The organism is Photorhabdus antumapuensis, from assembly GCF_020387775.1.
GTDB classification, from domain to species: Bacteria; Pseudomonadota; Gammaproteobacteria; order Enterobacterales; family Enterobacteriaceae; genus Photorhabdus; species Photorhabdus antumapuensis.
Genome location: NZ_JAHZMK010000023.1, coordinates 38,459 through 50,488 on the forward strand (window position 1 = coordinate 38,459; position 12,030 = coordinate 50,488).

Annotated in this window: 10 protein-coding genes and 1 pseudogene; 5 read left to right on the forward strand and 6 right to left on the reverse strand. The window is 42.9% G+C overall.

Going from position 1 to position 12,030, the window contains the following annotated elements:
* Positions 1-199: 199 nt before the first annotated feature.
* Positions 200-1,495: an RCC1 domain-containing protein gene (locus KZ793_RS09520; protein ID WP_225815114.1), complete on the forward strand. Its 1,296-nt coding sequence runs from the start codon at positions 200-202 to the stop codon at positions 1,493-1,495.
* 160 nt (positions 1,496-1,655) lie between these two features.
* Positions 1,656-2,261: an RCC1 domain-containing protein gene (locus tag KZ793_RS09525; RefSeq protein WP_225815115.1), complete on the forward strand. Its 606-nt coding sequence runs from the start codon at positions 1,656-1,658 to the stop codon at positions 2,259-2,261.
* 90 nt (positions 2,262-2,351) lie between these two features.
* Here the strand turns inward: KZ793_RS09525 and polA are convergent, their stop codons facing one another.
* The 3 genes from polA to KZ793_RS09540 form a co-directional block, all read right to left on the reverse strand.
* Positions 2,352-5,141 (reverse strand): DNA polymerase I, encoded by a 2,790-nt coding sequence (polA, locus tag KZ793_RS09530; RefSeq protein WP_225815116.1) that lies wholly within the window; start codon positions 5,139-5,141, stop codon positions 2,352-2,354.
* Between the two features lie 406 nt (positions 5,142-5,547).
* A complete protein-coding gene (dsbA, locus tag KZ793_RS09535) occupies positions 5,548-6,171 on the reverse strand; it encodes a thiol:disulfide interchange protein DsbA (protein WP_225815117.1) in 624 nt (207 codons plus the stop codon).
* A gap of 20 nt (positions 6,172-6,191) precedes the next feature.
* Positions 6,192-7,184, reverse strand: coding sequence for a serine/threonine protein kinase (locus KZ793_RS09540; protein ID WP_225815118.1), 993 nt, complete (start codon positions 7,182-7,184; stop codon positions 6,192-6,194).
* A 450-nt stretch (positions 7,185-7,634) separates the two neighbouring features.
* Between KZ793_RS09540 and mobA the strand changes: the two genes are divergently transcribed.
* Positions 7,635-8,225 carry a molybdenum cofactor guanylyltransferase MobA gene (mobA, locus tag KZ793_RS09545; protein ID WP_225815155.1) on the forward strand — a complete coding sequence of 197 codons (591 nt, stop codon included), beginning with the start codon at positions 7,635-7,637 and terminating at the stop codon, positions 8,223-8,225.
* Positions 8,222-8,752, forward strand: a complete 531-nt coding sequence (mobB, locus tag KZ793_RS09550; protein ID WP_225815119.1) for a molybdopterin-guanine dinucleotide biosynthesis protein MobB — start codon at positions 8,222-8,224, stop codon at positions 8,750-8,752. The genes mobA and mobB overlap by 4 nt, the downstream gene beginning before the upstream one ends.
* Here mobB and KZ793_RS09555 read toward each other — a convergent pair.
* The 3 genes and pseudogenes from KZ793_RS09555 to KZ793_RS09565 form a co-directional block, all read right to left on the reverse strand.
* Complete coding sequence (locus tag KZ793_RS09555) at positions 8,742-10,133, reverse strand: amidohydrolase family protein (protein ID WP_225815120.1); 1,392 nt, start codon at positions 10,131-10,133, stop codon at positions 8,742-8,744. The two genes, mobB and KZ793_RS09555, sit on opposite strands and share 11 nt — an antisense overlap.
* A gap of 247 nt (positions 10,134-10,380) precedes the next feature.
* Positions 10,381-10,851 carry a UvrD-helicase domain-containing protein gene (locus tag KZ793_RS09560; protein ID WP_225815121.1) on the reverse strand — a complete coding sequence of 157 codons (471 nt, stop codon included), beginning with the start codon at positions 10,849-10,851 and terminating at the stop codon, positions 10,381-10,383.
* 215 nt (positions 10,852-11,066) lie between these two features.
* Positions 11,067-11,217, reverse strand: a pseudogene (locus KZ793_RS09565) (Y-family DNA polymerase); the annotation flags it as partial.
* 86 nt (positions 11,218-11,303) lie between these two features.
* Between KZ793_RS09565 and KZ793_RS09570 the strand changes: the two are divergent.
* Positions 11,304-12,014, forward strand: coding sequence for a ferredoxin reductase domain-containing protein (locus tag KZ793_RS09570; protein ID WP_225815122.1), 711 nt, complete (start codon positions 11,304-11,306; stop codon positions 12,012-12,014).
* Positions 12,015-12,030: the final 16 nt, after the last annotated feature.

Sequence of the window (12,030 nt, forward strand, 5' to 3'; positions counted from 1 at the left end):
TCATGAGAGCTTTGTTTTGCAAAAATATATCAGCCATACAATCATCTGATAGCTTTTTCTTATTACACTTTTCCACATTCACCAATTAATATTACTTAATTAAAGTAGCAATATAACTTAGCCCACAAAGGGTAAGTTTCACTATACAGACTCCCTGCGGGCAAAGGTAAATCCAATACAACCTTATCAGGAGAGCAATATGAACCAACATGATAATTCATCACCGAACACAAGTAATGATAATAGTTCTTCTTGGGGAGGATATACACTTGAAGATAATTGGGAAGCTTATTGGAAAAAATATTCATTCGACAGCAATAACAGAGTGATTGCATCTACTCTCTCAGCAACTGCCATGCTATTGAAAAATGGCAGTGTCATCGCCTGGGGGAATACAATGTTTGGCGGCTATGTTCCACCTGAAATTTCTCAACTACGGGATATCGTCAGCCTGAGTTCAACACTTTATGCTTTCGCAGCGCTACGGGCGGACCGTAGTGTGGTTGTTTGGGGATATATCGACCCAATTTCACCCGAAATTATCCAACTAAAAGATATCGTTAGCCTAAGTTCAACACCTTCTTATTTCGCAGCGCTACGGGCAGACCGTAGCATAGTTGCTTGGAGCAATATAATCGTTCCACCCGAAATTGCCCAACTAAAAGATATCGTCAGCCTGAGTTCAACAAATTTTGCTTTCGCAGCGCTACGGGCGGACCGTAGCGTAGTTGCCTGGGGAGATCTGAGTTATGGTGGTAATCTCCCATCCGAAATTGCCCAACTACAGGATATTGTTAGCCTAGGTTCAATGGTACGGGGATTCACAGCCTTACGGGCAGACCGTAGCATGGTTGCTTGGGCCAACGGTATAATAGCTCCACCCGAAATTGCCCAACTAAAAGATATCGTCAGCCTGAATGTAATGAATCATGCATTCGCGGTGCTACGGGCGGACCGTAGCGTAGTTGCCTGGGGAAGTATAATTCCACCCGAAATTGCTAAACTGAACGATATTGTCAGTCTGAGTTCAACAAATCAAGCAGTCGCGGCGCTACGGGCGAACCGTAGCGTGGTTGCCTGGGGACCTCCGGATCATAATGTCCGTATCCCACCCGATATTGCCCAACTACAGGATATTGTCAGCTTGAGTACAACAGCAGATGCATTTACAGCTTTGCGGGCGAATCGCAGCATAGTTTGCTGGGAAGATTCGGGTAAGGATAATCGAGTTCAAATTCCATACGAGATTTCCCAACTAAAAGATATCATCAGCCTAAGTTCAACAGAGGGGGCATTCGCAGCGCTGCGAGCAAACCGTAGTGTAGTCGCCTGGGGACACGGACAAAATGGTGGTTATGTTCCCCCCGAGATCGCAAAATTAAAAGATATTGTCAGTCTGAATTCAACTGCAATTTCTTTTTCAGCTTTGCGGGCGGGTGGCCGGAGAGTCGGCTGGGGTGGTGGAGATCTTTTAGAACATGGCGAATATAATTAGCTGGCTATTAGACATTATTTTTTCATCGCAAATAAGCAAATCATTAATATCCCTAAACGAAAGCGACACCCCAACTTAGCCCGTAAGGGTAATAAGTTTCACGACAACAAACTCCCTATGGGCAAAGGTAAATCCGATACGACCTTATCAGGAGAGTAATATGAATCAACCTAATGATTTCTCAACAGATATAAATACTGATGATAGTTTTATAAAACAATACTGTAAATCTGCAAGATATAGTAATGATAGTAATAGTGATCATAATAATAACTATATTGTTACCAATGAACGAGTAACCGCCATGTTATTACAAAATGGCAGTGTAACCGCTTGGGAAAGCCCCTTTTACTGGTGGGACGGTGACAACCATGGCAGCCTAATCCCGCCTGAGATTATTGCATTGCGAGATATCACCAGCTTGAGTGCAACTAACCGCGCATTCGCAGCTCTACGGGCAAACCATCGCGTGGTTGCCTGGGGAGATGAGAATTATGGTGGTCAGCTCCCACCCGAAATTGCCCAACTACAAGATATTGTCAACCTGAGTTCAACACGTGGAGCATTCGCAGCTCTGCGGGAAGACCGCAGTGTGGTTTCCTGGGGGGATCTTTATTTAGGCGGAAGAATGCCACCCGAAATTGCCAAATTGAGAGACATTATTAGCCTGAGTGCAACACAATTGGCATTTATAGCCATACGGGAAAATGGCAAGAGAGTAGCTTGGGGAGGTGGGGATACTAGAGCACATGGTGACTATGATTAGCAGAGCGATTAAACATTGCTGTTTATTGTGAACAGTTCAAAAAAGGCTGAGCCAAATACATAGCTCAGCCGTCACTGTTAATTCAAAATATCAGTGCGCCTGATCCCAATTGTCACCAATACCCACATCCACTTTCAACAGAACATCAAGCACCATACTCTTCTCCATCAATTCACGAATTTTCTGTTCTGCATATTCAAGTTGTGACTCATGGACTTCGAATACCAGCTCATCGTGAACCTGCATAATCATACAAACTTTCGGCGCTTCACTGACAATCCAGTCATCCACCGCAATCATTGCTTTTTTGATGATATCCGCAGCAGTTCCCTGCATTGGCGCGTTAATAGCTTCACGTTCTGCTGCCTTACGGCGCATGGCATTGCGAGATTTGATATCTGGCAGATAAAGACGACGACCGTCCAGAGTTTCAACGTAATCCTGCTCTTCCGCTTGTTTACGAGTACGCTCCATATATGCCAATACCCCCGGATAGCGCTCAAAATAGAGATCCATATAACGCTGAGCTTCACCGCGAGGAATACCTAACTGACGGGAAAGACCAAATGCACTCATACCATAGATCAAACCAAAGTTAATCGCCTTAGCACTACGGCGCTGCTCACTGGTTACCTGTTCCAGTGGCAAACCAAAGACTTCCGCCGCCGTTGCCCGGTGAATATCTTGCCCTTCGGCAAAAGCCTTCAACAATCCTTGATCCTGAGACAAATGAGCCATAATCCGCAACTCAATCTGAGAGTAGTCAGCGGCCATAATCCGGTAACTTTCAGGGGCCACAAATGCCTGACGAATGCGGCGGCCCTCTTCATTACGGACAGGAATATTTTGCAGATTAGGATCACGTGAAGAGAGACGTCCTGTTGCCGTTACCGCCTGATGATAAGAAGTATGCACCCGTTTGGTCAGCGGATGGACCATCTGTGGTAGTTTATCGGTGTAAGTGGATTTCAATTTTGCCAACCCACGATGCTCTAAGATCACTTTCGGCAACGCATGGGTATCCGCCAACTCTTCCAATACCTCTTCATTAGTGGATGGCGCACCACCCGGCGTTTTCTTTACTACCGGCAATTGCAATTTTTCAAACAATATCGTCTGCAACTGTTTTGGCGAAGCCAGATTGAAAGCCTCACCAGCCAGTTCATGAGCTTCTTTTTCCAACTCATCCAGACGGGCGGTGATTTCTTTTGAATGCTCAGCCAGAATATTTGCATCAATTAATACGCCTGTACGCTCCATACGGGAAAGCACCATAACCAATGGCATTTCTGTATTCAGGAATACTTTTTTCAGCGCTGGTGTTTTTTCCAACTGCGGCCACATAGTTTGATGTAGCAGCAAAGTGACATCTGCATCCTCTGCGGCGTACATTGCAGCTTGTTCCACCGGAACTTGATTAAAGGTGAGCTGATTTTTACCTTTACCAGCAATCTCTTCAAACGTCGTGGTCTTATGATTCAGATGGCGTTCAGCCAAGCTATCCATATCATGTCGCCCCATGCCTGCAACGCTATTGAGTACATAGGATTCCAGCATGGTATCGTAAGCAATGCCTTGCAGCTCAATGCCGTAACGAGCCAACACGCCACGATCAAATTTAATATTCTGACCAATTTTCAGCAGATTACTATCTTCAAGTAGCGGCTTTAATGCAGCCAGCACAACTTCTCTGTCAAGCTGTTCCGGCGCGCCCAGATAGTCATGGCCTAGAGGTAGATAGGCTGCATCTCCGGCAGAAATTGCGAATGACATACCCACCAAATTAGCAGTCAAAGTATCAAGGCTGTCAGTTTCGGTATCAAAAGCAAAAACCAGCGCTTTTTTCAACTTCTCAATCCACTCATCAACGCTTTTTTGATCAAGAATAGTCTGATAATTATCAGAAGAGAGTGTAGCCGAAACAGATTTATCTTCCGTCGGAGATGATTCATCATTACCAGTGGATACCGGTTTTTTGCCTTTCTCTGCCAGCCAATCGCCGTTTGCCACATCACTCAACCAGCGTTTGAACTCATAACGAGAAAACAACTGATGCAGTTTCTCCGTATCAGGCTCTTTGACTGACAGAGCAACACAGGTTTTATCCAACTCAACATCGGTTTTAATGGTTGCCAGTTTATAGGAGAGATAAGCGACATCTTTATGCTGCGCCATCTTATCCGCCAGCGTTTTCGCACCACGGAAACTGAGCCCGGCAATTTTATCCAGATTGGCAAAGATATCATCCATGCCACCAATCCCTTGCAGTAATCCCAGTGCGGTTTTTTCTCCCACGCCAGGTACGCCAGGAATGTTGTCAGAAGAGTCTCCCATCAATGCCAGAAAATCGATAATCAGATCTGGCGGCACACCATACTTTTCAACGACTTCTTCCGGCCCTAAAATGGTGTTATTCATGGTATTGATAAGCGTGATATTTGGCGTTACCAGTTGCGCCATATCTTTATCACCAGTGCTGATAAGTACCGCACGCCCCTCTTTTTCTGCCTGCAACGCCAAAGTCCCGATAACATCATCAGCTTCTACTCCTGGCACCACCAGCAACGGTAACCCCATAGTTTCGACCATCTGATGTAGCGGCTCTATCTGAGTACGCAGATCATCCGGCATAGGAGGACGATGAGACTTATACTCAGCGAACAATTCATCACGAAAAGTTTTGCCTTTAGCATCAAATACCACCGCTACATGGCTTGGTTTGTACTGCATTACCAAGCTGCGTAGCATATTCAATACGCCATACATGGCTCCAGTCGGTTCACCCGCGCTATTCGTCAGCGGAGGGAAAGCATGATAAGCACGATAAAGGTATGAGGAGCCATCAACCAAAATCAGGGGATTGTCTGCTATCTGAGCCATAAATCTTCTTCATTATCTATATCTGTTACGGGTGTGATAAGGAAATAGGATGCCACAGCAAGAAGTAGGAAACGAATTTTATGTGAATTTTCTTTACTGAAACCCGATTCAGATATTCACACCCTACTATAAATTCTGTGGATAACTTTGTGTATAGATATTACAATTTTTATTTAGGTGTTGATCGTTGATAAAAAAAACTTATCAACCTCAGGTAAAAAATCAATGACTTATAATCTTCGTCATTAAACTGTCATATTGCCTTATAGATCACAGAGTTGTGGATATAACCAGAGTTTGTCTTACAAAAAAGTCTTTCCGACACGCAAGTCTTTCTGACACAGATTGTGCCAAAGATTCTCACTCCGGCACATGCTTACGTCATTCTATTTCAGCACCATCAACATTACTTCTGGTTTAACAAGAAGTTAACAACGTCTGAATAGGATTTAGCGTAGTTATCAGCAGAAGTGGCATCAATGCCATCATTTTTCACCATATACCTGCCATTAACAAACATTGCCGGTACACCCCGCAGTTGCAAATCCTGAGCGGCTTTTTGCTGCTTAACAACTAAGGATTTCACCACAAAACTACTCATGGCAGCATCATAATCCTCAGCAGTCACTCCGGCTTTGATAAAGGCACTGCGAATATCATTCGGAGTCTTAATAGCCAGTGTTTCCTGAATACCCTCAAACAGTACCGGGGTCACTTTGTCTTCAACACCCATTGCCATTGCCGCAGCCCAAGCAGTAGTCAATTCTTTACCCAGTGGTCCTAGAAAATCCACATGATAACGGACAAGTTTTGTCCCTTCCGGTAAATGCTGTTTCACCGTCTGAGGAACTTTAAAAATCTCTTCAAACTGATAACAATGGGGGCAATAGAAAGAGAAGAATTCTAACGCCGGTGGTTGATCCGCCACCGGCGATTTCAATTCAACATACTGTTTTCCTTCGGTAAAATTGGCAGCAGATGCGCTAAATGCCATCACCATTCCGACTAAAGCTAACCAAAACTTCTTCATAACTATCTCCATGATAAACATTAATACATCGGGTTAAGCTGCAAAGGTGGTCCCTGTAACAGCTTAATCTGTTCAGAAAAAAGCGACGTCTGTTTTAACCAAAAATCGGTATCTGTCATCCAAGGAAATGCTTTGGGGAAAGCAGGATCCTGCCAACGTCGGGCAACCCATGCCAAATAATAGACCATCCGCATAGCACGCAATGGTTCTATTAATGACAATTCTCCCGGATCAAAATCCGTAAACTCACTATAGGCTTCCAACAAAGTATCCAATTGTAATAACTGTTCTTGACGGGAGCCATGAAGCAACATCCATAAATCCTGAATTGCCGGACCATTACGCGCATCATCAAGGTCAACAAACCAAGCTTCGTCACGCCACAAAATATTACCCGGATGGCAGTCACCATGAAGCCTCAATATCTGCCAATCATCGCGCCAATTTGATGCTACGACATTTATCAAATCATCCAATACCGCCAAAAATTGCCTTCTCTGTCCCGCAGGAACCAACTCACATGCAGCCAAATACTGTCGTGGTTGATGCAGATACTCATTTAACCCGATAGTTGGGCGAGAAGTGAATGTTTGCTGGCGGCCAATCTGATGAATTCTCCCTAGCAAACGCCCTACATCTTCTAATTGAAAGAGATTATCGGATTCATACTGACGCCCCCCGATGCTTGGAAAAACGGCAAAAAAGAAATCTTTAAAAGTCAGTAAAGTTTGCTCATTAAATACCAAAGGTGCCGCAACAGGTAAATCAGCTTGTTTTAGCGCCAAGGCAAAATCATGCTCTTCCTGAATCTGCTGCTGATCCCAACGTAGTGGCCGGTAAAATTTCACGACATAACGCTTACGCTCTTCGTCTATAAACTGATAAACACGATTCTCATAACTGTTTAACTCTGTCAGCCCGGAATCTATATACAACCCGGTCTGCACCAATGCATCCATAATCAAATCCGGTGTTAATTCCCGGAAATTAAAAGCAGACTGGTTTGCTAGCACATTCTATTCTCTTGGTTAATCTATAATAACGCCACAGCATGCAATAGCGCAGTTTGAAAATCCACTTGGTGATCCTTTTTCAGCCATTAGTCAATGCAGATAAATGGCATTTCATACCGAACCCCTTACAAATAAAGCCTATACCCTACGGATTTCAAGATGCATCGCGACGGCAAGGGAGCGAATCCCCGGGAGCATAGCGAACTATGTGACCGGGGTGAGTGAGTGCAGCCAACAAAGAGGCAACTTGAAAGATAACGGGTATATACAAATTAACAGGGATGACCGCATAGAGAAAGGATTGCTCTGTCAATAAGCGTAAAGATGACCCTTTTATCAGCAAGTTATCCGGTGAGCTTATTTTAAATAATGCTGAGTTAAACCCAAATAACCAAGCTGAAAGAAGTTATATTAGCGGTAATAACTACCTCAGTTGGTAACTTGAACATGATGCAACCAAAAATAAGCGGTGCGATCCTTGCCGGAGGTCGTGCCACCCGTATGGGCGGCAATGATAAAGGGTTAATTTTTTTAAATAAAAAACCACTGTACCAACATATTGCGGATAAGCTATTTCCACAAGTAGATGAATTAATTATCAACGCGAACCGCAATCTGGACATTTACCAACAAAGTGGTTATCAAATTATTCCAGATTTAACACCAGACTTCTCTGGCCCCCTTTCAGGCATGCTGACAGCCCTAAAATCAGCTAGTCACGATTGGGTTGTATTTGTTCCTTGTGATGTCCCCGATCTCCCTACTGATTTAGTTATTCGCTTATGGCAGGGAAAACAGCAAGCATTGGCAGCCTATGTAAATGATGGCAACCGGGCTCACCCTACCATCGCTTTACTACACCGCAGTCTGACTTCTCAATTAGAAAATTATTTGGCTAATGGTGATCGCAAATTAATACTGTTTATGCATAAGATCAGAGCGATAGCCGTTCAGTTTGATGATAATCCCATCGTCTTTACTAATCTGAACACACCGGAAGATTGCCAACATTGGGAGCATATACAGGAGATCAAAAAATGAGGGCAAAACCGCTTCCGCTACTGGGTATTACAGCCTATAGCGGAACAGGAAAAACCACACTTCTCAAACAAGTGATCCCATTATTACGTCAACAGCAAATCCGGGTTGGTTTGATAAAACACACCCATCACGATATGGATGTGGATAAACCGGGCAAAGACAGTTATGAACTGCGCAAAGCCGGTGCAGAACAAACTCTGGTTGCCAACCAACAACGCTGGGCATTAATGACAGAAACGCCAGATGCAATGAAAGTAGATTTGAACTATCTTGCCAGCCGTTTTGATCCAAATTCACTGGATCTGATTCTAGTGGAAGGTTTTAAAGATGAGCCAATCAACAAGATCGCCCTATACCGCAACACTCTTAACCACCGATTAAGCGATCTTCTTGATCAACATGTGATTGCGGTTGTCAGTGATGAAAAATTAGAAACTGTTTTGCCACAATTGAATATTAATCAACCTGAACAGGTGGCTGATTTTATTGTCGAATGGCTGAACATGGAACTTTGGATCAAGACCTGACTATAGCACCGGCCACCAAACGCCCTTGATGGAATGTTGCCTGACGGGCAGGCAAACGTGCCACAGCCTCAGCAGAACAACTAGCGACCACCAAGACAAATTCAGCTTTATCACCTACCTGCGGCCAAATACGCTGCCCCTGGTCATTAAGCGGCAATACACCGCCAGTAGCAATAGCCACAGCACGGGAAAGATGAAATTCATCTGAGCCACGGTACAATTGCGCGTACAAATTTGCCTTTTCCAACATATCCCCCGTGCCAAACGGCGACCAGTGATCAATCACACTATCAGTACCGGTCATAATAAATACCCCTTTAGCTCTGAGTTGCGGCAACGGCATCATCAAGCTACCGATCGGTACTGTAGAAGCAATCGTGATTTGCTGCTCTGCCAAACGGGAAGCGGTCTCTGTTAGTTTCCCCTCATCCAATGTGGTCAAGGCGAAGGCGTGGCTGATAGTGACCTTGCCACGCAAAGCGGATGTTTTCTCCACCATATCAATCATGTAGTTGATAGCAGCAACACCCGCAGGGCTTATCTCATGCAGATGAATATCCACACCGGCGTTATTATCGAGTGCAATCTGGAACATAGTATCCAGTGATTTTTCCATCGCAGCATCCACGCTAGTAGGGTCCAACCCACCAACGTACTGCACTCCCATTTGCATCGCTTCACGCATTAGCCCCTCCACTTTGGAGTGCAGCAAACCGTGCTGAGGAAAAGCAACGATTTCGCAACTGAAATCATCACGGTAATTCTCTAACGCATACTGCAAATGCTCCAGACTTTTCAAACCACTAACTGGATCAATATTACAGTGGCTACGCGCTACCGTGCTTCCTTTGGATTGCAGCAAAGCGATCAAACCCTCTGCTCGTTGCTGCGAGGTAGGCAGCAATTTGGGGATCAATGTTTGTTCCTGTGCGATCATATCCATAATAGTTTTACCCTGACGGGGTAACGGTGCCTGCCACGGACCACCGTAGAAAGTCTTATCTAGATGGATGTGCATATCACGGAAAGCGGGCAACAACAACTGTTCCTGCGCTTGATAGCATGGCAAATGCGTATTAAGTAGCACACCAGCAGCATGGATAGCAGCGATCCGACCATCTTTGATTTCCAATGTATATAATGCGGTACGTGTGCCAATCACGGTACAGCCATCATATTCAAATCCCTCCTCCAATAGCACATCTTTCAGGTAGTAATGGCTATCAATAAGGGTGGTCTGCATCAATGATGTATTAGCTGCGGCGGTTGATGGTACAGCCTGTACGATCCCTCCGGTCAAGGAAATCGCCGCACAGGCGGTAGTGAATTTACCTGTTTGGCTGAGAAAGGCTCTTCGGCTTTGCTGTTGAGGTTTGTCCACATTTAAGTCCTATTTGAATCCTCAAAAAAACTCACTAAATCTGACTCTCTGAAAGATATTTTCCAGAATTTAAAACTATATATAAGCAGATTTTCAACAACATCACTGTATTATCATAGCCTACTCCCACAGAATCGTTGTGTGGAAAGCAAGCATATTGTGATCTTTCGTCAGTTTTTACTAAAGAGTTGATAGAGCCTCTCCAATATCCATCAAGGTAAATCTCTGACAAATCTTTAAACATCTATTACGCCGATACAGACGCATCCAGAGCGTCATTAGCACCACGCCAACGGTTTATCATCTGATGGGTGTCACCAACAAAAATCCGTTTGCGCTGGCACTTATCCAGCAACGCTTTAGTCACAAGGTTAGCATCCTGTGCTTCATCAAAAAGAATGATATCGAACCATGTATCAAGTGGCGGTGCTACCAACTGAAAATACTTTATATAGAAATCCGGTGGGACAGGGAACTGGCTTTTGGGATCTGCCTGTAACTCAAAAATCAGCCTCGCTTTTTCTAAGGCACCTTTTCTCAGATTTTCAGAGTGTTTTTTACCGCTACTCGCATTCTCAGTTGGAACATGCTGAATCTGTAATGTGTAGTCTGCTGATCTGTAGTAATTATTGAGTGTTTCGATTATGAGAAATTGCAATTGAATTGAAGTGATATTTAGCAATCGTGCAACATCAAACCCATTGAAATTAAATTTCATTTTGAATTGCTGAAACTTCTTTTCATTATGTCACCTGTTGAATTGTCGAAGTGAGAATATCGCCTCTATAACGATGTCCAAAATCATTAAACCACATCAAAATATCACTGGCGACGATTTATGACCTGGACTCAAGAGACGATAGAAGAAGAACTTAATACATTACTGGGCGGTTATGGTGATAAATATGCAATTAGTTTTTCTTGATTACTTAAAATAAATTGTTCAACTTGCTCAGGGACAATTACAAATTGCCCGTCAGGTAGGTTTATTGATGTCTGATGCGATCTTGGCCAGGAATTTAACAGGGGCTATTCCTGCAGAAGCGGTTAATTTTAGCTCTTCAAATATCAATTTCCGTATTTGGATGCATCACCAAAAATTTCTATGCTGTTGACTTGTAAATCAATTTAAACGAGAATGTTACCATGATTTTTTTAAGGTGTTAAGAAATGTGCTTTATTAAAATAAGTAATGTTAAACATAAAATATCAAACGCCGTAATTACAGATATTAGCCCTTATTGTTGTATTGCTAAAATATCTGTAAATACGTTAAATCATATCCCTGGACAATACATATCACTGTCTTGTAAAGATGGTCCAGAAAGGTTCTTTTCTGTAGTATCTCACTCCCCAAAAGAAGACGATTCCTCTGAATTATCAATTCTAATTAGCTTTACCGAAAAACAATCCCCATCATATAAAATAATAGAAAAACTAAAGGCGAAGAAAGAAATTTTCCTTTCCGGTCCTTTTGGTGATGCATATTTTCGTGATTCTGAATTTGGAAGTGTATTAATTTCATGCGATTATGGGGTTGCTTATATAAATGGGATTGTTAATGGACTTAAAAAAAACACTTATTCTAAAAATCATTTACTAATAATAATAACTGAAAAGGATGATGACACTTTTTCGAATGATTTTTTATCTTCATTACCAAATAATATAAATCTATTAAAATTTAATTTAATATATAACGAAAGGGATGATTTATTTCTTAAATCTATTATTGATGTTATTGGAGAAGAATATTTGATGAATTCTAATTTCTATATAGGAAGTGGGAAGTCTTTTTTTACTGAATTTAATAATATTCTTTTATCAAATGGGGTTGGCGAAAGCAGGATTTTTTCAGATAATAAAATTAATTGTTTATAATATTAATAGATAGAGG

Bases quoted from the DNA above. Each gene is read 5' to 3' on its own strand.
- dsbA (WP_225815117.1), bottom strand. From the start codon at position 6,171: ATGAAGAAGTTTTGGTTAGCTTTAGTCGGAATGGTGATGGCATTTAGC.
- KZ793_RS09560 (WP_225815121.1), bottom strand. From the start codon at position 10,851: ATGAAATTTAATTTCAATGGGTTTGATGTTGCACGATTGCTAAATATC.
- KZ793_RS09570 (WP_225815122.1), top strand. From the start codon at position 11,304: ATGTGCTTTATTAAAATAAGTAATGTTAAACATAAAATATCAAACGCC.
- KZ793_RS09525 (WP_225815115.1), top strand. From the start codon at position 1,656: ATGAATCAACCTAATGATTTCTCAACAGATATAAATACTGATGATAGT.
- mobB (WP_225815119.1), top strand. From the start codon at position 8,222: ATGAGGGCAAAACCGCTTCCGCTACTGGGTATTACAGCCTATAGCGGA.
- mobA (WP_225815155.1), top strand. From the start codon at position 7,635: ATGCAACCAAAAATAAGCGGTGCGATCCTTGCCGGAGGTCGTGCCACC.
- polA (WP_225815116.1), bottom strand. From the start codon at position 5,141: ATGGCTCAGATAGCAGACAATCCCCTGATTTTGGTTGATGGCTCCTCA.
- KZ793_RS09520 (WP_225815114.1), top strand. From the start codon at position 200: ATGAACCAACATGATAATTCATCACCGAACACAAGTAATGATAATAGT.